Genomic DNA, 22,952 nt, shown 5'->3' on the forward strand with positions numbered 1-22,952 from the left:
AAAAAACCAAATCGGCCCCCAAACACCACACCCCCCCCTCCCCCCCCGCCCCCCGGGGGCCCCCCCCCCCCCCCCGACGCGACCACCCTGGTGACCTTTCCCCCGCACGAGAAGTCGGCCACATGGACTTCCCGCTCAAAAAGTGAGGACCTCAAGGTCATTGAGGAAAAGAAGGAATCACAACGCGGGGCAGGAACCCGACATCGCCGGAGACGACCCCGACCCGTGGACTGCCGGGCTGTGCCGGGCGGCTCAGCGGTGGGCCGGGCCGGCCACCGGGCAGGGCGCTGAGCGGTCGGCGCTCCGGGAGTGGGTGGGCTGCCGGGTCGGGTGGGCGGAGCCCTAGGCTGGTGGCATGTCGAACCATGCGCTCGCCGAACGGCACCGTCTCGCCCAGTTGCTCGTCGATGCGGGGCCGGAGGCGCCCACCCTGTGTGCCGGGTGGACGACCCGGGATCTGGCCGCGCACCTGGTGGTGCGGGAGCACCGTGCCGACGCGGCTCCCGGGATCCGGGTCGGGGCGCTGGCCGGGTGGACGAAGCGGGTGCAGGACGGCTACGCGCAGCGCCCGTACGAGGAGTTGGTGCGGCTGTTCCGGGCCGGCCCGCCGGTGCTGTCGCTGTTCGCGCTGCCCGGGGCGGACGAGGTCGCGAACACCGTGGAGTACTTCGTGCACGCGGAGGACGTCGCGCGGGCGGGCGAGGAGTGGACGGCGCAGCCGGTGCCGCCAGGGCGAGCCGAGGCGCTGTGGCGGCGGCTGCCGATGATCGCCCGCTTCGAGGCGGGCCGCCGCTCCCCCGTGCGGCTGGTGCTGACCCGCCCGGACGGGCAGTCGCTGACGGTCGGCCCGGCCGGCGCCCCGACCGTGCGGATCACCGGCGAGCCGGGCGAGCTGGTCCTGTTCGCGTACGGCCGCGGTGCCCGGACCGTCCTGACGGTCGACGGCGCTGCCGACGCCGTCGAGGCCCTGCGGCACGCCCTGCCGCTGCCGTAGCGCAGGAACGTCCTACCGCCGGTCGGCCAGTCCGGTGCCGCACTCCGGGTGGCGGACCAGCCACTCGCCCTCGCCGCCCGGCTCCGCCTCGGTGGCGCCCGCGAAGCCGTAGTGGATCGGCCCGCCGTCGCCGTCGCCCAGCCAGCGGGCGTCCGTGAGCTGCACCGACAGGGCGGACGGGCGATGCGGGGCGAGCTGCTCCAGCACCAGTTCGTGCGTCGTCCCGCCGGGGCGGAAGGTCACCGTGGTCTCGGTGGCGGGGCGGCCGTGGAAGGCGCCGTCCGGGTCCGACCAGTAGGCGGCCACCGTGACGGCGAGCGTGCCGTCCAGGCTGCCGGTGCCGGGCCGGACGTACTCCTCCTCGGGGACCCAGCGCGCGTGGTGGCGGAGCTCCTCGCCCGCCCGGCGCTCGTCCCAGCGCACCCAGTAGCCCGCGACCCGTTTGACCGTCATGCCCTCGCGGACGACCCGGACCGCGGTCCGCGCCGGGCCGACCGGGCCGCAGGCCGCGAGGGAGACCACCGTCACCTGCTGGTAGGTGACCTCGCCGTCGTCGGCGTACTGCTCCATCACCGGTGAACCACCTTGCCGGATAGTCGAGTTGGTGTGCGGCCGGAGCCGCTCGGGAAGAGCGTAGGACAGCGGCGGCACCGCCCGGACGAATGCCGCGTTCCGGCCCCGGACGGCCGCGCGCCTGGCTACCCTGTCCGCCATCAGACCACCGCAACGGCCTCCCCGGCCTGCGCGGGCACGGCCGGCTGGGCCGGCAGCCGGTCGAGCGCGATCCCGAAGTGCTCCCGGTACGCCGCCAGCGCCTCCGCGTCGGTGAGCCGCCGCTCGTCGCGGGTCCCGTCGGGCGCGGTGCGGATGAGCCGGTGGCCGCTGAGGGTGATCCGGCCGCCGTCCCCGGTGGGCAGGGTGCAGGTGGCCCCCTTGGCGAAGGGGGACTGCGGCGAGGTGCTCTGCCACCAGCAGGTCGGGCCGAAGTCGGCCAGCGGGTACGGGCGCGGGTCGAGCCGGTACTGCGGCGCGCCGTCCATCAGCACGTCCAGCTCCCAGTACGGGCCGCCCGGGACGATCGTGAACACGCCCTGCGGATCGGCCTGTTCGCCGCGCTCGTCCAGCCGCAGCGGCTGGTGGCTGAACCGCCCGAAGCCCACGTCGACCAGCCAGGGTTCCGCCAGGTCGACCCGCAGGGCGAGGTGGTCGAAGGGCGGCCCGAGCCGCTCCCGGTCGAAGACCCGGGCGGCCAGCAGGCTCACCCGGTACCCCAGCGAGCGCAGCAACTCGGCGAAGGCGCCGTTGAGTTCGTAGCAGAAGCCGCCCCGCCGGCGGTCCACCACCTTCGCCACCAGGGCCGCCGGGTCCAGCACGACCGGCTCCCCGAGGTGGATGCTCAGGTTCTCGAACGGCACCGCCCGCAGATGGGCCCACTGCAGCCGCGCCAGGTTCGCCTCGGTGGGCACCCCGGGGTCCGTCACCCCGATCCGCTCCAGGTACGCCGCCCGTACCGCCGGGGTCAGCCCTTCGTGCGCCTTCTCATGATCCATCCGCCCATTCCATCCCGCGTCGGCGTCCGCGGGCCATCGGTCCTTGGACCTAGGCAGCCACCGCACCCCCGCCCACCCGGTCACCCTCGGTCACGTACCGCCCGGTCCCACCCCGGCGCGCCCCGGCTGCGGATGTCCGCACCCGGGTGCAGACTCGCAGAGGGCCGGGCAGGGGCGTGTGCGCCCCCGACGGAACCGTCCCGGTCACTCTCCGTCAAGGGGCACCACCTCCCGTCAAAGGGGCACCACCTCATGATCACCACCGACTTCCCCCTCGGCTCGCCCTGCTGGATCGACCTGGGCAGCCCGGACATCCCCGCCACCGCGGCGTTCTACGGCAAGGTCTTCGGCTGGACCTTCCAGGAGATCCCGGGGGCGATGGGCTACGGCTTCCTGCAGCTGAACGGCAACACGGTCGGCGCGGTCGGCCCGCTCGACCCGGGCGACCGGTCCTCCTGGACGACGTACTTCCGCACCGCGGACGTGGACGCCACCGCCCAGGCCGCCGAGAAGGCCGGCGGCAAGGTCCTGGTCCCGCCCGCGGACGTGATGCAGGAGGGCCGGTTCGCCCAGGTCGCCGACCCGCAGGGCGCCCGGTTCGCGATCTGGCAGGCCGGCGACACCACCGGGCTGGACGCCGTCTCCGAGGACAACACCCTGGTCTGGGCCGAGCTGCACACCTCGGACCAGGACGGCGGATTCTCCTTCTACCACGGCCTGTTCGGCTGGCGGGTGGAGAACTTCGAGCCGTCCCCGGGCATGAACTACCGGGTGATCTCGACCGCCGACGGCGACCAGCAGCAGACCGCCTTCGGCGGCATCGCCCCGACCATGCAGGAGGACCAGCCCTCCGCCTGGACGCCGTACTTCGCCGCCGCCGACGTGGACGCGCTGGTGACCAAGGCGACGGCGGCCGGCGGCACGGTGCTGATGCCGGCCGCGGACGTGGCGAACGTCGGCCGGATCGCCTGGCTGGCGGACCCGAACGGCGCCCCCTTCGCGCTGATCAAGGGCGAGCCCCAGGAGTCCTGAGCACGCAGCAGGACCCCTGAGCACGCAGCAGGAGGGCCCGCCGCTCGATCGAGCGGCGGGCCCTCCTCGCGGGACGGATTCACCGCACCGGGTGCCCGGCCTCCCGCAGCGCGTTCTTGACCTCGCCGATCCGCAGGTCCCCGAAGTGGAACACACTGGCCGCCAGCACCGCGTCCGCGCCCGCCTCGACGGCCGGCGCGAAGTCCGCGAGCCGGCCCGCCCCACCGGAGGCGATCACCGGCACCGAGACGGCCTTGCGCACCGCCCGGATCATCTCCAGGTCGTAGCCGTCCTTGGTGCCGTCCGCGTCCATCGAGTTGAGCAGGATCTCGCCCGCCCCCAACTCGGCCGCGCGGCCCGCCCATTCGACCGCGTCCAGGCCGGTGCCCTGCCGCCCGCCGTGGGTGGTGACCTCGTACCCGGAGGCCGTCTCCACGCCGTCCGGGCAGCGCCGGGCGTCCACCGACAGCACCAGCACCTGGCGCCCGAACCGCTGGGCGATCTCCCGGACCAGCTCCGGCCGGGCGATGGCCGCGGTGTTGACGCCGACCTTGTCGGCGCCGGCCCGCAGCAGCTTGTCGACGTCCTCGACGGCCCGGATGCCGCCGCCGACGGTGAGCGGGATGAACACCTGCTCGGCGGTGCGGCGGACCACGTCGTAGGTGGTCTCGCGGTCGCCGGAGGAGGCGGTGATGTCGAGGAAGGTCAGCTCGTCGGCGCCCTCGGCGTCGTAGAGCTTGGCCATCTCGACCGGGTCGCCGGCGTCGCGCAGGTTCTGGAAGTTGACGCCCTTGACCACCCGCCCGGCGTCCACGTCCAGGCAGGGGATGACACGTACTGCGAGGGTCACGGCTGCTTGCCTTCCAGGGTCTTTGCCAGCCCGGTGCGGTACGCGTCGATCTCGACCTCGACCATCATCCGGGAGTCGATCAGCCCGTCGACCACCACCAGGGTGACCACCGGCCTCACGGTGTCGAAGAGTTCGCGGTGGGCGCGGCCCACCGCGTCCACGTCGCGGGCGTGAATGAGGAACATCCGGGTGCGGACCACGTCGTCCGCCGTCAGTCCGTACGCGGCCAGTGCCGCCAGCGCGTTGCCGAAGGCGGCGACGGTCTGCTCGTAGGGGTCGCCCTCGCCGTGGAGGACGCCGTCCACCAGCGGGCGGGCGCCCGCCACGTGCACGTGGTCACCGGCGGCGACCGCCTGCGCCGAGCCGATCGCGTCCTCCCAGTGCGAGAATCCGGTGACCCGACCGCGTACGACCTGACGTTCCGTCATCCTGAAACCGCCTCCAGGGCCTCTTCGAGGGTGAACTTCTGCTCGTAGAGGGCCTTGCCCACGATGGCGCCCTCGACACCCTCGCCGGTCAGCGAGGCGATGGCGCGCAGGTCGTCCAGCGAGGAGACGCCGCCGGAGGCGACCACCGGGCGGTCGGTGGCGGCGCAGACGTCGCGCAGCAGCTGCAGGTTGGGGCCGGTCAGGGTGCCGTCCCGGTTGACGTCGGTGACGACGTAGCGGGCGCAGCCCTCCGCGTCCAGCCGGGCCAGCACGTCGAAGAGCTGGCCGCCGTCGCGGGTCCAGCCGCGGCCGCGCAGGGTGGTGCCGACCACGTCCAGGCCGACGGCGATCTTGTCGCCGTGCTCGGCGATGGCCTTGGCGACCCACTCGGGGGCCTCCAGGGCGGCGGTGCCGAGGTTGACCCGGGTGCAGCCGGTGGCGAGCGCGCGGGCGAGCGACTCGTCGTCGCGGATGCCGCCGGACAGCTCGACCTTGATGTCCAGCTGTCCGGTGACCTCGCGCAGCAGCTCGTAGTTGCTGCCGGTCCCGAAGGCGGCGTCCAGGTCGACCAGGTGCAGCCACTCGGCGCCGGCGTTCTGCCAGGCGAGGGCGGCGGCCAGCGGCTCGCCGAAGGAGGTCTCGGTGCCGGAGGCACCCTTGACCAGGCGGACGGCCTGGCCGTCCCGGACGTCGACGGCAGGCAGCAGCTCAAGGCTCATCAGAAACAACTCTCAGACGGTCAGAGGGTGTTGACCCAGTTGGTCAGCAGGGCGGCGCCGGCGTCGCCGGACTTCTCGGGGTGGAACTGGGTGGCCCACAGCGGGCCGTTCTCGATGGCGGCGACGAACGGCTGCCCGTGCGTGGCCCAGGTGACCAGCGGCGGATCGATCCGCGCGCTGTGGGTCTCCAGCTCCCAGTGCCGCACCCCGTAGGAGTGCACGAAGTAGAAGCGGGTCTGCGGGTCCAGGCCGGCGAACATCCGACTGCCCTCGGGCACGTCCACCGTGTTCCAGCCCATGTGCGGGACGACCGGGGCGTCCAGCGGCTCCACGATGCCCGGCCACTCGTCGCAGCCGGCGGTCTCGACGCCGTGCTCGACCCCCTTCTCGAAGAGGATCTGCATGCCGACGCAGATGCCCATGACCGGGCGGCCCCCGGAGAGCCGGCGGCCGATGATCCAGTCCCCGCGGACGGACTTCAGCCCGCGCATGCAGGCCTCGAAGGCGCCCACGCCGGGGACGAGCAGGCCGTCCGCGGCCATCGCGGTGTCGTAGTCGGAGCTGACCGTGACGTTCGCCCCGGTCCGCTCCAGGGCGCGCTGCGCGGAGCGCAGGTTGCCGGAGCCGTAGTCGAGGACGACGACGTTCTTGCCCATGTTCAGGTGTCCAGTCTCTCTACGGCGGGTCTAGAGGCGCATGAGGCCGGAGCCCAGGCACATCACGGCACCGATGGCCAGCACCAGGATGACGCCCTTCGGCAGCTTCTGCTTCCAGAAGGAGATCACTCCGCCGGCCAGGAAGAGGCCGACGAAGAGGAGGATCGTCGCGGTCTTGTTCACAGCGCACCCTTGGTCGACGGGAGGATGCCGGCCGCGCGCGGGTCGTGCTCGGCGGCGTAGCGCAGCGCCCGGGCCAGCGCCTTGAACTGGCACTCCACGATGTGGTGGGCGTTGCGGCCGTACGGGACGTGCACGTGCAGCGCGATCTGGGCCTGGGCGACGAAGGACTCCAGGATGTGCCGGGTCATCGTGGTGTCGTAGCTGCCGATCATCGGCGCCATGTTCTCGGGCTCGGTGTGCACCAGGTAGGGCCGGCCGGAGAGGTCGACGGTGACCTGGGCGAGCGACTCGTCCAGCGGCACCGTGCAGTTGCCGAAGCGGTAGATGCCGACCTTGTCGCCGAGCGCCTGCTTGAAGGCGGCGCCGAGCGCGAGGGCGGTGTCCTCGATGGTGTGGTGGGTGTCGATGTGCAGGTCGCCGTCGGTCTTGACGGTGAGGTCGAACAGACCGTGGCGGCCGAGCTGGTCGAGCATGTGGTCGTAGAAGCCGACGCCGGTGGAGATGTCGGTCCGACCGGTGCCGTCGAGGTCTATCTCGACCAGGACGGAGGTCTCCTTGGTGGTGCGCTCGACGCGTCCGATGCGGGACATGAGGGGTTACAGCTCCTTGATCACATTGCGGACGGCGTCCAGGAAGGCGTCGTTCTCGGCGGGCGTGCCGGCGGTGACGCGCAGCCACCCGGGGACGCCGTTGTCACGGACCAGGACACCCTGGTCGAGGATGGCCTGCCAGACGGCGTGGGTGTCGGCGAAGCGGCCGAACTGGACGAAGTTGGCGTCCGAGTCGGTCACCTCCAGGCCCATCGCGCGCAGCGCGTCGACCAGCCGGTCGCGCTCCTCCTTGAGCCGTCCGACGTACCCCAGCAGGGTGTCGGTGTGCTCCAGGCAGGCCAGCGCGGTGGCCTGGGTGACGGCCGACAGGTGGTACGGCAGGCGCACCAGCTGGACGGCGTCCACCACGGCGGCGTCGGCGGCCAGGTAGCCCAGCCGCAGCCCGGCGGCGCCGAAGGCCTTGGACATGGTGCGGCTGACCACCAGGTTGGGGCGGCCCTCGATCAGCGGCAGCAGCGAGGCGCGGTGCGAGAACTCGACGTACGCCTCGTCCACCACCACCAGGCTGGGCCGGGCGGCCTGCGCGGCCTCGTACAGCCGCAGCACGGTGTCGGCCGTGACGGCCGTCCCGGTGGGGTTGTTCGGCGAGCAGACGAAGACCACGTTGGGCCGCTGCTCGGCGATGACCTCGACCGCGGCGTCCACGTCGATGGTGAAGTCGTCGCGCCGCGGGCCGGAGATCCAGGCGGTGCCGGTGCCCCGGGAGATCAGCGCGTGCATCGAGTAGGAGGGCTCGAAGCCGAGCGCGCTGCGGCCGGGGCCGCCGAAGGTCTGCAGCAGCTGCTGGAGCACCTCGTTGGAGCCGTTGGCGGCCCACACCTGGGCGCGGCCCACCGGGAAGCCGGTGGTGCGGGTCAGGTAGTCGGCCAGGCCCTCGCGCAGCTCGACGGCGTCCCGGTCCGGGTAGCGGTTGAGGCCGCGGGCGGCCTCGGCGACCCGCTCCGCGATCCGGGCCACCAGCTCCTCGGGCAGCGGGTACGGGTTCTCGTTGGTGTTCAGCTGGACGGGCACGTCCAGCTGGGGCGCGCCGTACGGGGACTGGCCGCGCAGCTCGTCCCGGACGGGCAGGTCGTCGATGCGGGTGGTGCGGTTCTCAGTGCGGTTCTCAGGAGTGCTCACGAGCCGGGTACCGTCCAGTCGAAGCGGGCCTTGATCGCGTCGCCGTGTCCGGGCAGGTCCTCGGCGTTCGCCAGGTTCACCACGTGCGCGGCGACGTCCGCCAGCGCCTCCCGGTCGTACTCGACGACCTGGACGCCGCGCAGGAAGGTCTGCACCGACAGCCCGGAGGAGTGGCAGGCGCAGCCGCCGGTCGGCAGCACGTGGTTGGAGCCGGCCGCGTAGTCGCCCAGCGAGACCGGGGTCCAGCGGCCGATGAAGATCGCACCGGCGTTGACGACCTTCGCCGCCACCGCGTGCGGGTCGCGGGTCTGGATCTCCAGGTGCTCGGCCGCGTAGGCGTTGACCACGGCGAGGCCCTGGGTCAGGTCGTCGACCAGGATGATGCCGGACTGCCGGCCGCCGAGCGCCTCGGCGACCCGCTCGCTGTGCTTGGTCCGGCCGACCTGGGCGATCAGCTCCACCTCGACCGCGTCGGCCAGCGCCACGGAGTCGGTGACCAGCACCGAGCCGGAGGTCGGGCCGTGCTCGGCCTGGCTGATCAGGTCGGCGGCCACGTCGCTCGGCAGGGCGCTGTCGTCGGCGAGGACGGCGATCTCGGTCGGGCCGGCCTCGGAGTCGATGCCGATCCGGCCGGCGAACAGCCGCTTGGCGGCGGCCACGTAGATGTTGCCCGGGCCGGTGACCATGTTGACCGGCGCGCACTCCTCGGTGCCGAGGGCGAACATCGCCACCGCCTGGGCTCCGCCGACGGAGTAGACCTCGTCCACGCCGAGCAGCGCGCAGGCCGCCAGGATGGTCGGGTGGACCCGGCCGCCGAACTCCTTCTGCGGCGGCGACGTCACCGCGATGCCCGTCACGCCCGCCTCCTGGGCCGGCACCACGTTCATCACCACGGAGGACGGGTAGACCGCCAGCCCGCCCGGCACGTACAGCCCGACCCGCTCGACCGGCACCCAGCGCTGGGTGACCGTGCCGCCCGGCACCACCTGGGTGGTGTGCCCGGTCCGGCGCTGGTCCGCGTGCACGGTCCGGGCCCGGCGGATCGACTCCTCCAGCGCGGCCCGCACCTTCGGGTCCAGCGTCTCCAGCGCCTCGGTGAACTGCTCGGCCGGGACGCGGGTCGACTCCAGCCGGACGCCGTCGAAGCGCTCGGTGATCTCGATCAGCGCCGCGACCCCGCGATGGCGTACGTCCTCGGCGATCGGCCGCACCTTCTCCAGGGCGGCCGCCACGTCGAACTCGGCACGGGGCAGCAGGTCACGCGGGTCGTCCAGCGAGCCGCGGAGGTCGATTCGAGAGATCACGCCACCCAGTGTAAGGAGTGGCCGGAACGGGTGGTCCCACATTTCAGTCCGTGATACGAAAGGCGAGACGACCGGGGGGACGGGGAAAAGCATGGCGGAAAGCGCTCCAGCGGGCTGGTCCGACACCGAACAGGGGCTCTGGGAGGCCTTCCGGGAGGGGGAGGTCTTCGACCGCCGATGTGGCCGGAACGACATCGACGACCCCTTCGGGGACGTCCCGTGGGGGCCGGAGCGGACGGTCAGCGCCGAGGTCCTCGCCCACCTGCTGCTGGCCGGCCCCCAGCCCACTGCCGGGCGGGTCGCCTCGCTGCGGATGAGCGGGGTGACCGTCACCGGGGCGCTCAACCTGGCCGGCGGCCACATCGATCGCTACGTCGAACTGCGCGGCTGCCGCTTCGAGCACAAGATCCTCATCTCGGAGGCCTCGGCCACCACCCTGCGCATGGTCGACTGCCTGATCCCCCGGCTGGAGGCCTCCCGGCTCGCCACCACCGGCGACCTCCACCTGGCCCGCTGCCGGATCCCCGAGGGCGTCCGGCTCACCGACGCCAGGATCGGCACCGACCTGCTGCTCAACCTGGCCGTCATCGGCGGCGACCGCTTCGGCCGCGCGGTGTCCGCCGACGGGATGACCGTCCACCAGGACTTCGAGGCCGAACGCCTGGAGACGCACGGCGAGTTGAGCGTCCGCACGGCCCGGATAGGCGGCCGGCTCTCGCTCCGCGGCGCCCAACTGCACGCCGACCCGCAGAACCGGGTCTGCCTCAACGCGGTCCGGCTCAACGTCGGCCACACCCTCTACCTGACCAGCTCCGCCGACGTCGGCTGGTACGGCTCCCGCAGCTACTACGGCTCCGGCTACGGCCAGAGCCCCCCGCCCGACGCCCCCAGCACCCCCTTCCGCGCCCACGGCCAGGTGCGGCTCTCCGACGCCCGCTTCGAGGCCGCCTGCCTGATCTCCGGCGAATTCCACCTGGAGGGTGACGACGAGCTCTCCCTGCGCCGCATCCACACCCCCGAACTCCGCTTCACCTGCAAGATCCGGCCCACCGGCATGGTCTCGCTGTCCCGCGCCCGGGTCGGCAACCTGGTCGACACCCCGGAGGCCTGGCCGCTCGGCCGGCACCTGCGGCTGACCGGCTTCGTCTACGAGAACCTCCGCCCGGTCGGCCAGTTCACCGTCCAGCAGCGGATCGACTGGCTGGAGGGCTCCGCGGTCGAGTTCCAGCCGGAGTCCTACGAACAGCTCGCCGCCGCCCTGCGCCGCGACGGCGCCGACGACGACGCCCGGCAGGTGCTGTACGCCAAGCAGCGCCGCCGCCAGGAGACCCTGCCCCTGCCCGCCCGGCTCTGGGGCCAGGTCCAGGACGTCACCGTCGGTTACGGCTACCGCCCCGGCCGGGCCGGCCTGTGGCTGCTGCTCGCCTGGGCCCTCGGCAGCATCTGGTTCGCCACCCACCAGCCGGAACCGCTCAAACCCGACGAGCGCCCGCACTGGAACGCCGTGCTCTTCACCCTCGACAAACTGCTGCCGATCGTCGACCTCAACCAGGGCGCCTGGAACCCCGGCGGGGCCTCCCAGTGGATCTCCGCCGGCCTCGTCGTCGTCGGCTGGCTCCTCGCCTCCACCGTCCTCACCGGCGCCAGCCGCCTCCTCCAACGCGGCTGACCCACCCCGGCTCCGCCCCGGAGGCGGGCTCACACCCCGGACCCGCACGCCCGCCCCGCCCTCATCGCTCCGTCGACCACTCGGCGTAGGAAGTCGGCCACACCGACTTCCTACGCCGAGTGCCCACACCTCAGACCAAGACCCGTTGAGAACCCAGGCGGCCCGGCACCCAACAGCGCGGGCCCGCCCAAGACCGAGCGCCCACCCACCCCTTCCACGAAACCCAGCAGTACCTGGGCAGCCCGGCCGATTCGGCCGGGCCGCCTGCACAACAGCGACGAGCTGGTGTAGTAGCAGCCCGATGAGCGTTTGGGCGGGCCCGCGTGCAAGCACGCGGGCCCGCCCAGGAAAAGAAGTGAGTTACCCACCCGCCCACCCCTTCCCGGAATGAAGAGGCAACGGCGGGCCCGCGCCCAGGGCGCGGGCCCGCCCAAACACTTGGCAGGCCGCCCGAATGCGCCGACTCGCGAACTGCGAAATCAGCGGCGGCCCCGGCCAATTTGGCCGGGGCCGCCGAAACGATAAGGGTGATCCTCTCCTCACTCCGACCGCCCGTTGCCAAGCTTCCTGATCTGCACAGGAAGTCGACCAGACCGACTTCCTGTGCAGATCTAGAGAGGATGACGGCAGATCAGGATGCCGCCAAGGCATGTGATCTTGAATGACCCCTCAGCCTCGATCGTGGCAGTGACGATCTCGGCTGCCCGGCTGACGGTTTCGTGGAACGGGACACCGCATTGATCGGCCCATGCTTCGTAGGAGGCCAGATGGGCGACGATCGGTGCGGGATCGGTGACCTCGATGATGCCGGGCAACTCCCGGACCCGGATGTCCTTGAATGCCGCTTTGAGGAAGTCGGGGGCCTTCTCCAGGGAGAAGCGGGAGCTGAGCGATACCCGCGCCGGCCCCTCAGGGATACCGAGGATCTCGCCCGCGGCCCGGGCCCAGAGCCGGTCCAGCTCCTGCTTGTCGGTGTCGCTGTTGGTCGAGGCGATGAGCACGCCGCCCCGCCGGAGGACACGGGCCAGTTCATTGATCGTGGCCTCGATATCGCTGACGTGGTACAGCATGTGCAGGGCGAGTACGGCATCGGCGCTGTCGTCGGCGAAGGGCAGGGCCTGGGCATCGGCCACCAGGACGGGCTTCTCGACGTCGGCGAGGATGCCCGCCGAGATGTCCATCCCGACGACCTGGAGGTCCGGGCGCTCCTTGTGCAGGCGGCTGACGAACTTGCCGTTGCCACAGCCGATGTCGAGAACTGTGCCGCTGGTGTCGGCCAGTTCTTCGACGACGATCCCGGGCAGGTCGTACTGCGGCTGCTGCCACCGGTAGATGGACTGGCGGGCCGCCAGGTGGCGTCCGTCGGCATAGGCGCTGTTCGCGAGGATCGCCTTGTCGGCGACTGCGGCGTCCTGCTGTGCCGTGTTGCTCGTCACTGGGGCAGCTCCGGAGGGTTCGTCAGTGCGGGTCGGGAGCAGACTTCTCTGACATTCTCACGGAGACTCAGGACCATTGGGGAGCCTGCGTAGGCGGGTTCAGCGAGACGAGTGCTCAGTGCACGGAGGCGACTGGAGATGCTCGCTGTTCGCCGGTCCGGTGCGGCGTCCAACACCACCGATAGCTTCTCCTGTACGCCGTCGAGGTCACCGTGGGCGAGGTGGGCGTTGGCAAGGTCGAGGCGGGCGGCCAGCAGGTCGCCGGAGGACTGTTCCTGTTGCGGTGCGGCCTCGTACAGGCTGATGGCCCTTGAGGACGCCTCGATGGCACGGTTCACGTGACGGTGGCTGTCGATTGCAAGGAGGGCGGTGCCTGCGTAGGCCCACTGCTTGGCCTCGGGGAACGTGAACACGCCCGGGAGATCAGCGTCGGCCACTGCGCTCCTTGCGGCCCTGGCGGCCTCGACGGCTCGTAGCGCGCTCGCGCTGTCGCCGAGCGCGGCAGTGGCCCGTGCTTCGAGGCTGAGCAGCCGGGCTGCGATCGTCCCGCTGTCCGCGTGCGGCAGTCCGGCTCTGGCCAGCTCGGCGGCCTGGCGGTGGTCCTGCTGCCAGTAGGCGATCAGGGACTGGACGGATCGGATCCACGCCCGGAGACCGTTGTGGCCGGCTGACTCCGCGCAGCGCCAGGCCGTTCGCGAATGCGTGGCCGCAGCCGTGTACTGGCCGAGGTCGAGGGCGACATGGGTGGCCAGGCCGCAGAGGCGTCCGGCTTGCAGATAGAGATGGCTTGTCTGGTAGGGGTGTTGGCGTCCTCGGAGTAATTCGAACACTCCTCGCCGGAGGGTTCCGATGTCGTGGAAGAGCTCGGACACCGGCTTGCTCACGTAGTCCCCTGCCAGCCTCGCGATGTCCGCGTCGATTTGTTCGAGCAGAGTGTCGTCCACGTTGGACGCGCTGGCGAAGCGAAGGAAGAGCGCGGACTCCGCCGAGTCGGCTGCCACAGCCACGACGAGATGGCGGCCTGCGCGCCGGACAGGCACAAGAGCCGAGGCGTCGCCGACGCTGCTGGACAGTGGAACTGCTTCGGCGGCTGCAGGGGCTACTGCCAGCAGGTCGGCCAACTGGTCGGGCGAGAGTCCCAGGGCGCGGGCGAGCTTCGGTCGCATCCAGGGCTGCGGGGCGCCTCTACCGCTTTCCCATCGCCCCACGGTCGTGCGGTCCACGTCGAGGGCTTCAGCCAGGGATTCCTGGGTGTGGCCGACAGCCTCCCTGCGCTGGATCAGCCGGGACCTCCTGGATGCCATCCCGCGTCCTCCAGAGGTACGTCAGTTCGTCCGTAGCCATAACAGGCCAGGTCATGCCCGGGTTTGCAGCACGGATGCCTCATTGCCACCTCAATTCTGCTCTGGTTCACCGGCGTTGGAGACGGTTCTGTAGATACCTGCCGGGTGAATCCCGGCGCGAATCGGCCCGCTGTCGACCTCGTCCCGGTGAAAGGTCCGCGCTCATGTCCGTCACCACTCGCCAAGCCACTGCCCCCGCCCCGTTCGGCTTTCGCGTGCTGCCCAGTGCCGAGGCCGTGCCGGACGCCCGGCGGCGGGTGATACGGGCCGTGCGCGGTTGGGGCTTGCCGCTGGCGGAGGACGCGCTCCGCGATGTCGAGTTGCTGTCCAGCGAGCTGATCACCAACGCCGTGTGCCACACGGACGCCCCGTGCGTCGTGTGCGTGTCCTGGGACGGTGAGCGGCTGCGCGTCGAGGTGACGGATGTCGGCCACGAGCTGCCGGCTGCAGGCGGGATCGATCTCGGCGCCACAGGCGGGCGAGGGCTGTTCCTGGTGGCAGCGCTCGCGACGGACTGGGGCGCCGAGCCGGACCCCACCGGCAAACGGATCTGGTTCGAGGTCGGCACCACCGCGGCCGTTTCAGGCGACGAGCGACTCACCGCGCTGGTGAGGGCCGCTGCCCCGAAGGCACGGGACGTCGTGCCGACCAGCGTCTGACAAGACTTCCTCCCGCCCCGACGCGGGCTTGGGGGGATGCGGGTGCCCGCGCTGGTCAACAGCCACGCGGCATAAGCACCTGAGGTTCCTTTCCAGCGGCTTGCCCTGGCAACGGATCCATCGCTGCACCCACGACGGGGCCGGGCAGTCGGCCCGCCCCATGACTCCGAAGGAGTGCTCCATGCCCGAGAACCTGACGACCAACACCGAGTTGGAGGGCGACGGCCTGCTGGTCGCCCGCGCGAAGGTCGCCGCGGCCCGATCGCGCGGCGAGCAGCCGTCGGACGGCGGCTCCACCGGCCGAACCGACACCAACGACTGACAGCTGCATCACGATGACCGCCGAGCACTTCTCGGTGGTCGAGCGTCTGGGCGGGGATGACTTCCTCGCCCGGACGCTCGGCCGCAGCTTCAAGGTCGCACGCGGTGAAGCCGCGTCACTCGCCGGAATCATGAGCTGGGATGACCTCAACGCCATCCTGACCCACCACCGGTTCGAACCCCCTCGCTTCCGACTCGCCACCAACGGGGAGCAGCTGCCCGCGCACACGTACTCCCGGCCGATCGTCACCCGGCGGAGCACCGTCTGGCAGCAGCTCCAGCCCTCCGAGTTGCACCAGCGTCTGGCTGAGGGTGCCACGCTGGTGCTGGACGCCGTTGACGAGCTGCACCCCGGAATCGGTGCTCTGGCCGGCCAGTTGGAGCGGTGGCTGCGAACCGGCGTGCAGGTCAACCTGTACGGTTCCTGGACCGGCATCGAAGGCTTCGGTGTCCACTGGGACGATCACGACGTGGTCGTCGTCCAGCTCGACGGCGCGAAGCGCTGGCGTATCTACGGCCCCACCCGCATGGTGCCGATGCACCGCGACGTCGAGACGCCCGAACCGCCGCCCGCGGAACCCGTCGCCGACCTGGTTCTCACCGCCGGCGATGTGCTCTATCTGCCCCGGGGCTGGTGGCACGCCGTCGCCGCGTCCGAGGGTCAGCACTCGCTGCATGTCACGTGCGGGCTGCAGAGCACGACGGGCGCCGATCTGATCACCTGGCTGTCGGAGACGTTGCGCGCCCACGAGGCGGTCCGGGCGGACCTCCCGCGCTTCGGGACCGCCGAGGAGCAGCACGCCTTCCTCAACACGATCGGCAAGCTCATCACGGCCGAGTTGGAAAGCGACGACCTGATCGCCCGCTTCTCCTCCGCGTGTGACGCCACCGAGCGAGCCCGGCTCGCGCCGTCTCTGCCGCACATCACGGCGGCGCCGCCGGACGCCGACCTCCAGGTGCGTCTGGTCACCGCGAGGCCCGCGCTCACGGCCGTGTCCGACGGCACCGTCCGGCTGACCGCCGGCGGTGAGGAGTGGACGTTCGCCGCGAAGGCCGAGCCGATGCTCGCGCTCCTCGCCGACGGGAAACCTCACCGGCTGGCCGATCTCGCGCAGGCCGCAGACATCACTCTCGGGCAGGCGGCTGGTGTCGTGACGGAGCTGGTCAACGGCCAGGCCGCCGCGATCGGAGGTGCGCGATGACGGCCCGGCTGGGCCTCGGCACCTACCGCTGCCCCGATGTGGCCGAGGCCGCGGTGATGGCCGCGTCCCGGGGCGCCGACTGGGTGGACACCGCGCCCAACTACGCAGGCGGCCTGGCGGAGACCTCGCTCGCCGTGGTTCTGGCTGCCTACCCGGATCTGCGCGTCTCCACCAAGGTGGGCTTCGTCCCGGCCGGCGCCACGCACATCGGCGTGCGGGCCGGTGTCCTGTCCGCTGCGGACGCCGACCGCGGGCACTGCCTCGCCCCGGACTACATCGCCTGGCAGCTCGCGCGCAGCAGGCTCATGCTCGGCCGGGCGCCCGATCTGGTGTTCGTGCACAACCCCGAACACGACTGCGCGGACCGCGAGCTCACCGACCGGCTCTACAAAGCCTTCCTGGCCCTGGAGGAGGCGTGCAGCCAACAGATCATCAGCGCCTACGGAGTGGCGACCTGGTGCGGCTTCAGCAGCGGCCTCTTCGATGTACCCACGCTGATCGAACTCGCAGCCAAGGCCGGCGGGCCGAACCATCACCTTCGGGCCATCCAGATCCCCGTCTCCCTCGTCCACCTCGCGCCCGTCGCCCAGGCTCTCGACGGACACGGCCCGCTGGCCGACGCCCTGGCTGCGGGCTTGGAGGTGTTCGCCTCCGCCCCGCTCCACGGTGGCGAGATCCCTGGCATGGTGACCCCAGAACTGTCCGAACTGATCACCCCGGGCAAGACCCCCGCCGAGACCGCCCTCGCCGTCGTCGCTTCAGCCCCCGGAGTGAAGCGCGTGCTCCTGTCGACGGGGAACCCGGAACACTGGGGGCAGGCCGCCGAAGCCGTCGGCCGACCGCCACTATCTCCGGACGTACTCCGAAGGGTCGTTGATGTACTCGGAACCTGAGCCGGACACCGCCAGGCGGATGCGCGGGATGCACGCCGCAGCAGCGGCGGCACTCGACGCGACGCCCACCGGCTCCCGCGAAGCGTGGGGCTGGCGCGGACGAACCCTCAGCCGTCCGGTCGCCACCGCATCCGGCGAGGGCTGGCTCCGCCTGGTGTCCGCCCCGGCCGACAAGGCCGGCGGAAAGCTCTGGGAGGGACCGCGGGAGGCAGAACGAGTCATGCCTCCCGCGGTCCCGAGACCCCACTTGCGGGAACGGCGCACCTGGACCGACGGCGAGCACGGCTACCTTGCGGAGCTGTACGACAAGACCACCGCCCCCACCATCACCACCCACGAGCCGATCCTCCGGAAAGCGCCCGACCTGGACGACGCCTGGTGGGACGAACTCAGCACCGCCCTCGACACCATTGCCACCGTTCCCAGCCACCGGGTGGCGGTCCGGCAGGAATACCTGGACCGCGCCATGCCCCAGTACCTGGGCATCCCGATCGACACCAAGGCGCCCGCCTGGACGACCGCCCACGGCGATCTGCACTGGGCCAACCTCACAAGTCCGACCCTCACTGTCCTCGACTGGGAAGGCTGGGGCGCCGCGCCCGCCGGGTACGACGCGGCACTGTTGCACTCGTACAGCCTCCTCGTACCCGACACGGCCGCAGAAATCCGGCGGCAGCTCGGGCACATTCTCGATACCCCCGCCGGAAGGTTCGCAGAACTCGTCGTCATCACCGAACTGCTGCAAACAATCACCCGGGGCGACAACCTTGAACTGAAGAAGGCACTTCGGACACGTCTTGCATGTTTGACGAAGGGGTAACGCAGCGCTCTATCGCCTTGCCCTCGCAAGCAGTTGACACCCAGCGTAGCGTCTGTGCTACTTTCCGCATCGTCAACAGAACATAGTTGACCCCGGCGGTGCTACCAACACCCCGGGGTCCGGCACAGGAGCAGTCACTCCAGATGCAGATTCATCGTAGCGCCCACGCGCGCTCGTTCATCGTGCTTCCCAACGGCCTTCTCCAGGACCGTCGGCTCAGTTACACCGCCCGCGGCCTCCTCGCCGACCTGCTCTCCCGCCCGAACGGGTGGCGCGAGGACGGGCGGCACATGGCCGACAGCAGTCCGCAGGGGCGCGGGGCCGTCCGGCGGGCGCTCAAGGAGCTGAAGGACGCCGGGTACTACCGCGTCGACACCGTCCGGCTGCCCGACGGGACCCTCCGTTCCGAGGCCCACGTCTTCGACACCCCGCAGCTCGCACCGGCTGTCCCCCGCCCGGCCTCCGGCGAGCGGGACACCGGCCGCGCTGTCACCCCTTCCGTAAAGGACCCGGGGGAAGAACCCACCCTCCCGGACGAACGGATCCGCGCCGCCGTGGCCACGCTGTTCCGCGCGATCCGGCCCGAGCCGCTGCTGCGCCTCGGCGAGGCCGAGGCGCTGCAGCTGGCTCCCCTCGTCGCCCAGTGGCTGGAACGGGGCGGCAGCGAAGCCGAACTGGCCCTCGCACTGCTCCCCGGGCTGCCGCGGCCGGTGCACTCCCCGGCAGCGATCCTCCGCGACCGGCTCCAACGCAAACTGCCACCCGTCCGGACCCCGCAGCCCTCCCCCACGGAGTGCGCCGAGTGCCACGACCCCGTGCCCCGCCCCGGGATCTGCCGCCCCTGCGCGGGCCTCGGCGGCACCAGAACCCCCGCGCTCGGCATCGGCGCCGCCGTCGCAGCCGGCGGCGCCGCACGGGCCCGGGCGGCGTTGCGCGGGGGCGGGCTGTTCGCCATCGTGTGAACACGGTGCGTGTCCGCGGGTCGGCGCTGCGGTAACCGCGCGACACGGGCAGGCCCCGGGGAACTACGCTGTCCGCCGTGACAGAACGGCTGCCGCTCTTCCCGCTGAACACCGTGCTCTACCCGGGCCTCGTGCTGCCCCTGAACGTCTTCGAGGAGCGCTACCGCCGTCTCGTCGCCGACCTGCTGGAACAGTCCGAGGACGAGCCGCGCCGGTTCGGCGTGCTCGCCATCAAGGACGGCCGCGAGACCGCCCCGGTCCGGCCCGCCGAGGACGGCCCGGCCGGCCCGCTCGACGGCCTGGGCACCACCGGGGACCCGCTGGAGGCGCTGTACCACATCGGCTGCGTCGCCGACGTCTCCTCCGTCCAGGCCCAGCCCGACGGCCGCTACGAGCTGCTGGTCACCGGCACCACCCGGTTCCGGCTCCGCTCGGTGGACGTCACCGGCCCCTACCTGACCGGTGAGACCGAGCTGATCGAGGAACTCCCGGGCGAGGGCTCCGGCGCCCTCGCCGCCGAGGTGGAGCGGGCCTTCCGGGTCTACCAGAAGCGCCTGGCCGGCGCCCGCGAGGCCAGCACCCACGGCCGCCAGCAGCTCCCCGACGACGCCCAGGTGCTCTCCTACCTGGTCGCCGCCGCCTCGGTGTTCGAGACCCCGGTCAAGCAGCAGCTGCTCGCCTGCCCGGACACCGCCCAGCGGCTGCGCGCCGAACTCGACCTGCTGCGCCGCGAGAGCGCCGTGCTCAGCTGGCTGCCCTCGCTGCCCGCGGTCGACCTCACCCGCCAGTCGTTCAGCCCCAACTGAGACCACTGACACCGCGACCCACCACGAGGCACCCGCAGATGGCCAAGAAGCCGAAGAAGGGCGGCCAGGGCACCCCCGCCACCGTCGCCCTGGAGACCGCCGCCGTCCCCTTCACCATCCACGCCTACGAGCACGACCCGGCCGCCGCCTCCTACGGCGGCGAGGCCGCCGAGGCGCTGGGCGTGGCCGCCGAACGCGTCTTCAAGACCCTGGTCGCCGACGTGGACGGCACCCTCACCGTCGGCGTGGTCCCGGTCGCCGGCCAGCTCGACCTCAAAGCCCTGGCCACGGCCGTCGGCGGCAAGCGCGCCGCCATGGCCGACCCGGCCGCCGCCGAGCGCAGCAGCGGCTACGTCCTCGGGGGCATCTCCCCGCTCGGCCAGCGCCGCCCGCTGCGCACCGTGATCGACGCCAGTGCCCTCGCCCACCCCACGGTCTACGTCTCGGCGGGCCGACGCGGCCTTGAGGTCGAGCTCTCCCCCGCCGACCTCATCGCCCTCACCGAGGCCCGCACCGCCCCCATCGCCCGCTGAACCCACTGAACCCGCTGAACCCGCGCAACACGAACCCCGCGCCCCGGAAGGGACGCGGGGTTCTCCGCACCGCTCACGACCTCAGCCCGGCCGCCGGTCCTCCGCACTCGGCACCACCGGAGGAACCACCGGAGGCACCTCCCCCGCAGCCTCCGGAGCCTGCCCCGCCGGGTCCCCGTACGTCCCCGCCGGCACCCCCCAGTACGGCGGCGGGTCCTCCTCCCGCTTCCCGAACGCCGCCGACAGAGCCAGCAGCACCACCATCGCCGCCATCGGCCACACCAGCAGCGCCCCCAGCGCCCCCAGGTCGATGCTCGCGTCGAAGTGCCCGCCGTTGCCGACCCGCCGGGCCTCGCCGATCAGGTCGTCGCCGGGCCCCAGCCAGCGGCCGATCCGCCAGGCCCCGATCGAGCCGAGCAGTCCGCCGATCGCCAACCCGAGCGCGACCGCGATCCCGCCGCCGCGCTTGCGGGTCACCAGGAAGGCCCCGAGCGCGGTGAGGATGCCCGCGCCCAGCCCGATCAGCACGAACACCGCGTCCGCGCCGGCCCGCTGCTCGCCCTCGGGGTCCACGTAGAGGATCCGGTCGCCGTCCACGACCAGCGGCACCTTGGGCGCCAGCCAGGCCCACAGCCCGGCCATCACCAGTCCGACCAGCAGGCACGCGAGCACCACCCCGGAGCCGATCCGCAGCTCGGCCGGCAGCCGGCGCGCCACGACGGGCGGGGCCTCCGGCAGCCCGGCGGGCGGCTCGCCGTCGAGGACGGGCGGCGGTGCGAACGGGTCGGGTGCGGCTCCCGGCTCGACCGGCCCGTCGGCGCGGGCGGGATCCGGAGGTGTGTTCGGTACGGTCACGGGGCCATCGTTTCACGACAGCCGTCCGGACAGCCCACCACCCGAGCCCAACCGGAGCCCACCACCCGAGCCGAGCTCCCAGGACAGCGCCTACCGCGAGACCGCCCGGCGGTACGCCCAGGTGGCCAGGGCCAGCGACACCACGCCCACCCCCGCGCACACCCCGAGGTCGACCAGCACCATCCCCCAGTCCGGGTCGGGTGCGAAGGTCCGGGAGAACGCCTCCACCCCGTACGTCGAGGGCAGCAGGTCGCGCACCCACAGCACCGGCTGCGGCAGGTGGTCCACCGGCAGCACGCCGAGCAGCAGCGCCGCCGACATGCCGAGCTGCCCGAGCATGGTCGCGATCTCCTGCCGCGGCGCCAGCAGCCCGCAGGCCGCGCCGAGCCCGGAGAGGGCGGCCCCGGCGAGCGGTACGACGGCGAGGAGCACCCACAGCTGGCCGAGCGGCAGCCCGAACATCACCGCGCCGATCGCCGCCGTGACGAGCGTCCCGGGCAGCGTGAACGAGGCGTACGCGGCGGCCGCGCCGAGCACCACGGAGGCGGCCGGCACCGGCAGCGTCGCGTAGTGGTCGAGGCCGCCGGTGGCCCGCAGCCGGCCGAAGTACTGGGCCAGCAGGTTCAGCGCGACGAACGCCACCACCAGCACGCTGGACCCGGCGACCACCGCACGCGCCGCCGAGCTCTGGCCGGCGTCCACCACGCCCCGCATCATCACCAGGATGCCGATGGACTGGAAGGTGGCCACGAACAGCAGCGGGAGCCGGGCCACCTTCGCCCGGGTGAGCTGCGCCCGGTAGACCGCGGCGAGCGCGGGCAGCAGCCGGGCGGCGGGGGCGAGCGGGGCCGCGTCCCCCGTGGACCGGCGGGTCTGCGGGGGCGCAGAGAGCAGCGTCACTTGGCCAGTCCTCCATGGCGGCCGCCCAGCTTGAGGTAGGCGTCCTCAAGGCTCGGGGTGGCGAGGGTGAAGTCGTCGAGGGCGGCGAAGGCCGGGCCGGTGGTGACGGCGGCGACCAGCTCGCGGGCCTGCTCGGGGGTGGTGCGGACGGTCCAGCGGCGTCCGGTGCGCTCGGCCCGTTCGGCCAGGGCGGCGACGGCGGGCACCCCGATCGGCGCCTCGTCCCGCCAGACCAGGTCGAGCCGGACGTCGCCGTCCACCAGCGTCTTGAGCCCGCCGGGCGTGTCGCAGGCGATCACCCGGCCCTCGTCGACCACGGCGACCCGGTCCAGCACGGTCTCCGCCTCGATCACGTTGTGGGTGACCAGCAGCACCGTCGTCCCGTGCTCGGCCCGCCGCCGGTCGACGGCCGACCAGACGGCCCGCCGGGCGATCGGGTCCATGCCGGTGGTGGGCTCGTCCAGGACGAGCAGCGGCCGTTCCCCCACCAGGGTGGCGGCGAAGCAGGCGAGCCGCCGCTGTCCGCCGGAGAGCTTGGCGAGCGGCCGGCCGGCGAGCGGCTCCAGCCCGAGTTCGGTGATGACGTCCGCAGCCGCGGCACGGGCTCCCGGCCGGGAGAGCCCGCGCAGCCGCCCGGTGGTCTCGGCGGCCAGCGCGACGGTCAGTTCGTCCAGGGCGGTGGACTCCTGCCCCAGGTAGCCGAGCAGCCGGGCGGCCCGTTCGGGGTGCCGGACGATGTCGTGCCCGAGCAGTTCGACCGTCCCGGAGTCCGGCCGCAGCAGCCCGGTGAGCTGGCGGACCAGGGTGGACTTCCCGGCCCCGTTGGGTCCGAGCAGCCCGAAGATCTCGCCCTGTCGGACGGTCAGACTGATGCCGTCGTTGGCCCGGATCTCGGTGGCCGCGGCGCCGCGGCCGCTGCGATAGGTCCTGACCAGGTCGCGTACGGCGACGCACGGCGGGGTGTCCTGGGGTGCTCGCCCGCCCGTCTCTTCCACGACCGGAGACTCTACGCGCTCACACGGGCGAACCGGACAACGGGTCCCGGTCGCCGCGGCCCGCCGGGAGCCGTCGGCCGTCCATCAGCACCGACGTGCCGGGAGCCGTCAG

At 72.3% G+C, this 22,952-nt stretch carries 26 protein-coding genes; 11 read left to right on the top strand and 15 right to left on the bottom strand.

Annotation, left to right across the window (positions count from 1 at the left end):
- Positions 1 to 355: 355 nt before the first annotated feature.
- The gene (locus tag ACIP4P_RS40240) at positions 356 to 994 is read left to right on the top strand and encodes a TIGR03085 family metal-binding protein (protein WP_400927944.1); all 639 of its coding nucleotides are present in this window, start codon (positions 356 to 358) and stop codon (positions 992 to 994) included.
- 12 nt (positions 995 to 1,006) lie between these two features.
- Here ACIP4P_RS40240 and ACIP4P_RS40245 read toward each other — a convergent pair whose 3' ends face one another.
- Positions 1,007 to 1,567, bottom strand: coding sequence for a hypothetical protein (locus ACIP4P_RS40245; RefSeq protein ID WP_400927947.1), 561 nt, complete (start codon positions 1,565 to 1,567; stop codon positions 1,007 to 1,009).
- A gap of 140 nt (positions 1,568 to 1,707) precedes the next feature.
- Positions 1,708 to 2,544 carry an arylamine N-acetyltransferase gene (locus ACIP4P_RS40250; RefSeq protein ID WP_400927950.1) on the bottom strand — a complete coding sequence of 279 codons (837 nt, stop codon included), beginning with the start codon at positions 2,542 to 2,544 and terminating at the stop codon, positions 1,708 to 1,710.
- Between the two features lie 252 nt (positions 2,545 to 2,796).
- Here ACIP4P_RS40250 and ACIP4P_RS40255 point away from each other — a divergent pair, with 252 nt between their 5' ends.
- Positions 2,797 to 3,576, top strand: a complete 780-nt coding sequence (locus ACIP4P_RS40255; RefSeq protein WP_400927953.1) for a VOC family protein — start codon at positions 2,797 to 2,799, stop codon at positions 3,574 to 3,576.
- Between the two features lie 79 nt (positions 3,577 to 3,655).
- Here the strand turns inward: ACIP4P_RS40255 and hisF are convergent, their stop codons facing one another.
- From hisF to hisD, 8 genes are read right to left on the bottom strand one after another with little or no spacing between them, the layout of a single operon-like run.
- Positions 3,656 to 4,426: an imidazole glycerol phosphate synthase subunit HisF gene (hisF, locus tag ACIP4P_RS40260; protein WP_350516580.1), complete on the bottom strand. Its 771-nt coding sequence runs from the start codon at positions 4,424 to 4,426 to the stop codon at positions 3,656 to 3,658.
- The gene (locus tag ACIP4P_RS40265) at positions 4,423 to 4,854 is read right to left on the bottom strand and encodes a Rid family hydrolase (RefSeq protein ID WP_350516579.1); all 432 of its coding nucleotides are present in this window, start codon (positions 4,852 to 4,854) and stop codon (positions 4,423 to 4,425) included. The genes hisF and ACIP4P_RS40265 overlap by 4 nt, the downstream gene beginning before the upstream one ends.
- A complete protein-coding gene (priA, locus tag ACIP4P_RS40270) occupies positions 4,851 to 5,573 on the bottom strand; it encodes a bifunctional 1-(5-phosphoribosyl)-5-((5-phosphoribosylamino)methylideneamino)imidazole-4-carboxamide isomerase/phosphoribosylanthranilate isomerase PriA (RefSeq protein WP_400927958.1) in 723 nt (240 codons plus the stop codon). The genes ACIP4P_RS40265 and priA overlap by 4 nt, the downstream gene beginning before the upstream one ends.
- 20 nt (positions 5,574 to 5,593) lie before the next feature.
- Positions 5,594 to 6,229 carry an imidazole glycerol phosphate synthase subunit HisH gene (gene hisH, locus ACIP4P_RS40275; protein ID WP_400927961.1) on the bottom strand — a complete coding sequence of 212 codons (636 nt, stop codon included), beginning with the start codon at positions 6,227 to 6,229 and terminating at the stop codon, positions 5,594 to 5,596.
- A gap of 30 nt (positions 6,230 to 6,259) precedes the next feature.
- Complete coding sequence (locus tag ACIP4P_RS40280) at positions 6,260 to 6,412, bottom strand: hypothetical protein (RefSeq protein ID WP_188302392.1); 153 nt, start codon at positions 6,410 to 6,412, stop codon at positions 6,260 to 6,262.
- On the bottom strand, positions 6,409 to 7,002 hold the full coding sequence (gene hisB / locus ACIP4P_RS40285; protein ID WP_350516577.1) for an imidazoleglycerol-phosphate dehydratase HisB: 594 nt from the start codon (positions 7,000 to 7,002) through the stop codon (positions 6,409 to 6,411). The genes ACIP4P_RS40280 and hisB overlap by 4 nt, the downstream gene beginning before the upstream one ends.
- A 6-nt stretch (positions 7,003 to 7,008) precedes the next feature.
- Positions 7,009 to 8,142, bottom strand: coding sequence for a histidinol-phosphate transaminase (locus ACIP4P_RS40290; protein WP_400927966.1), 1,134 nt, complete (start codon positions 8,140 to 8,142; stop codon positions 7,009 to 7,011).
- Positions 8,139 to 9,446, bottom strand: a complete 1,308-nt coding sequence (gene hisD / locus ACIP4P_RS40295; RefSeq protein ID WP_400927969.1) for a histidinol dehydrogenase — start codon at positions 9,444 to 9,446, stop codon at positions 8,139 to 8,141. The genes ACIP4P_RS40290 and hisD overlap by 4 nt, the downstream gene beginning before the upstream one ends.
- A gap of 91 nt (positions 9,447 to 9,537) precedes the next feature.
- On the opposite strand from hisD, the gene ACIP4P_RS40300 reads away from it, so the two are divergent.
- Positions 9,538 to 11,115 carry an oxidoreductase gene (locus tag ACIP4P_RS40300; RefSeq protein ID WP_400927972.1) on the top strand — a complete coding sequence of 526 codons (1,578 nt, stop codon included), beginning with the start codon at positions 9,538 to 9,540 and terminating at the stop codon, positions 11,113 to 11,115.
- A gap of 611 nt (positions 11,116 to 11,726) precedes the next feature.
- Here the strand turns inward: ACIP4P_RS40300 and ACIP4P_RS40305 are convergent.
- Positions 11,727 to 12,551, bottom strand: coding sequence for a class I SAM-dependent methyltransferase (locus ACIP4P_RS40305; RefSeq protein ID WP_400927975.1), 825 nt, complete (start codon positions 12,549 to 12,551; stop codon positions 11,727 to 11,729).
- A complete protein-coding gene (locus tag ACIP4P_RS40310) occupies positions 12,548 to 13,855 on the bottom strand; it encodes a helix-turn-helix transcriptional regulator (protein ID WP_400927978.1) in 1,308 nt (435 codons plus the stop codon). Before ACIP4P_RS40310 ends, ACIP4P_RS40305 begins: the two co-directional genes overlap by 4 nt.
- 203 nt (positions 13,856 to 14,058) lie before the next feature.
- On the opposite strand from ACIP4P_RS40310, the gene ACIP4P_RS40315 reads away from it, so the two are divergent.
- The 8 genes from ACIP4P_RS40315 (at position 14,059) to ybaK (ending at position 20,090) form a co-directional block, all read left to right on the top strand.
- Positions 14,059 to 14,553, top strand: a complete 495-nt coding sequence (locus ACIP4P_RS40315) for an ATP-binding protein (protein ID WP_400927981.1) — start codon at positions 14,059 to 14,061, stop codon at positions 14,551 to 14,553.
- A 181-nt stretch (positions 14,554 to 14,734) separates the two neighbouring features.
- Entirely contained in the window at positions 14,735 to 14,875 is a 141-nt protein-coding gene (locus ACIP4P_RS40320) for a hypothetical protein (RefSeq protein ID WP_400927984.1), read from the top strand.
- 13 nt (positions 14,876 to 14,888) lie between these two features.
- Positions 14,889 to 16,076 (top strand): cupin domain-containing protein, encoded by a 1,188-nt coding sequence (locus tag ACIP4P_RS40325; protein ID WP_400927987.1) that lies wholly within the window; start codon positions 14,889 to 14,891, stop codon positions 16,074 to 16,076.
- A complete protein-coding gene (locus ACIP4P_RS40330) occupies positions 16,073 to 16,969 on the top strand; it encodes an aldo/keto reductase (protein ID WP_400927990.1) in 897 nt (298 codons plus the stop codon). The genes ACIP4P_RS40325 and ACIP4P_RS40330 overlap by 4 nt, the downstream gene beginning before the upstream one ends.
- A 28-nt stretch (positions 16,970 to 16,997) precedes the next feature.
- Complete coding sequence (locus ACIP4P_RS40335; protein WP_400927993.1) at positions 16,998 to 17,789, top strand: hypothetical protein; 792 nt, start codon at positions 16,998 to 17,000, stop codon at positions 17,787 to 17,789.
- A 143-nt stretch (positions 17,790 to 17,932) separates the two neighbouring features.
- The gene (locus ACIP4P_RS40340; protein WP_400927996.1) at positions 17,933 to 18,751 is read left to right on the top strand and encodes a hypothetical protein; all 819 of its coding nucleotides are present in this window, start codon (positions 17,933 to 17,935) and stop codon (positions 18,749 to 18,751) included.
- 77 nt (positions 18,752 to 18,828) lie between these two features.
- Positions 18,829 to 19,557 (top strand): LON peptidase substrate-binding domain-containing protein, encoded by a 729-nt coding sequence (locus ACIP4P_RS40345; protein WP_350515588.1) that lies wholly within the window; start codon positions 18,829 to 18,831, stop codon positions 19,555 to 19,557.
- 38 nt (positions 19,558 to 19,595) lie between these two features.
- Positions 19,596 to 20,090: a Cys-tRNA(Pro) deacylase gene (gene ybaK, locus ACIP4P_RS40350; protein ID WP_400928000.1), complete on the top strand. Its 495-nt coding sequence runs from the start codon at positions 19,596 to 19,598 to the stop codon at positions 20,088 to 20,090.
- A gap of 81 nt (positions 20,091 to 20,171) precedes the next feature.
- On the opposite strand, the gene ACIP4P_RS40355 is transcribed toward ybaK, so the two are convergent.
- The 3 genes from ACIP4P_RS40355 to ACIP4P_RS40365 form a co-directional block, all read right to left on the bottom strand.
- Positions 20,172 to 20,945, bottom strand: coding sequence for a hypothetical protein (locus tag ACIP4P_RS40355; RefSeq protein ID WP_400928003.1), 774 nt, complete (start codon positions 20,943 to 20,945; stop codon positions 20,172 to 20,174).
- 90 nt (positions 20,946 to 21,035) lie between these two features.
- A complete protein-coding gene (locus ACIP4P_RS40360) occupies positions 21,036 to 21,845 on the bottom strand; it encodes an ABC transporter permease (protein WP_400928006.1) in 810 nt (269 codons plus the stop codon).
- On the bottom strand, positions 21,842 to 22,840 hold the full coding sequence (locus tag ACIP4P_RS40365) for an ABC transporter ATP-binding protein (RefSeq protein ID WP_350515591.1): 999 nt from the start codon (positions 22,838 to 22,840) through the stop codon (positions 21,842 to 21,844). The genes ACIP4P_RS40360 and ACIP4P_RS40365 overlap by 4 nt, the downstream gene beginning before the upstream one ends.
- Positions 22,841 to 22,952 lie beyond the last annotated feature (112 nt).

The sequence above is a fragment of the Kitasatospora sp. NPDC089509 genome, assembly GCF_044749365.1.
Classification (GTDB): domain Bacteria; phylum Actinomycetota; class Actinomycetes; order Streptomycetales; family Streptomycetaceae; genus Kitasatospora.

Bases quoted from the DNA above. Each gene is read 5' to 3' on its own strand.
- ACIP4P_RS40240 (WP_400927944.1), top strand. From the start codon at position 356: ATGTCGAACCATGCGCTCGCCGAACGGCACCGTCTCGCCCAGTTGCTC.
- ACIP4P_RS40250 (WP_400927950.1), bottom strand. From the start codon at position 2,544: ATGGATCATGAGAAGGCGCACGAAGGGCTGACCCCGGCGGTACGGGCG.
- ACIP4P_RS40255 (WP_400927953.1), top strand. From the start codon at position 2,797: ATGATCACCACCGACTTCCCCCTCGGCTCGCCCTGCTGGATCGACCTG.
- ACIP4P_RS40265 (WP_350516579.1), bottom strand. From the start codon at position 4,854: ATGACGGAACGTCAGGTCGTACGCGGTCGGGTCACCGGATTCTCGCAC.
- priA (WP_400927958.1), bottom strand. From the start codon at position 5,573: ATGAGCCTTGAGCTGCTGCCTGCCGTCGACGTCCGGGACGGCCAGGCC.
- hisH (WP_400927961.1), bottom strand. From the start codon at position 6,229: ATGGGCAAGAACGTCGTCGTCCTCGACTACGGCTCCGGCAACCTGCGC.
- hisB (WP_350516577.1), bottom strand. From the start codon at position 7,002: ATGTCCCGCATCGGACGCGTCGAGCGCACCACCAAGGAGACCTCCGTC.
- ACIP4P_RS40300 (WP_400927972.1), top strand. From the start codon at position 9,538: ATGGCGGAAAGCGCTCCAGCGGGCTGGTCCGACACCGAACAGGGGCTC.
- ACIP4P_RS40310 (WP_400927978.1), bottom strand. From the start codon at position 13,855: ATGGCATCCAGGAGGTCCCGGCTGATCCAGCGCAGGGAGGCTGTCGGC.
- ACIP4P_RS40315 (WP_400927981.1), top strand. From the start codon at position 14,059: ATGTCCGTCACCACTCGCCAAGCCACTGCCCCCGCCCCGTTCGGCTTT.
- ACIP4P_RS40320 (WP_400927984.1), top strand. From the start codon at position 14,735: ATGCCCGAGAACCTGACGACCAACACCGAGTTGGAGGGCGACGGCCTG.
- ACIP4P_RS40325 (WP_400927987.1), top strand. From the start codon at position 14,889: ATGACCGCCGAGCACTTCTCGGTGGTCGAGCGTCTGGGCGGGGATGAC.
- ACIP4P_RS40330 (WP_400927990.1), top strand. From the start codon at position 16,073: ATGACGGCCCGGCTGGGCCTCGGCACCTACCGCTGCCCCGATGTGGCC.
- ACIP4P_RS40335 (WP_400927993.1), top strand. From the start codon at position 16,998: ATGCACGCCGCAGCAGCGGCGGCACTCGACGCGACGCCCACCGGCTCC.
- ACIP4P_RS40340 (WP_400927996.1), top strand. From the start codon at position 17,933: ATGCAGATTCATCGTAGCGCCCACGCGCGCTCGTTCATCGTGCTTCCC.
- ybaK (WP_400928000.1), top strand. From the start codon at position 19,596: ATGGCCAAGAAGCCGAAGAAGGGCGGCCAGGGCACCCCCGCCACCGTC.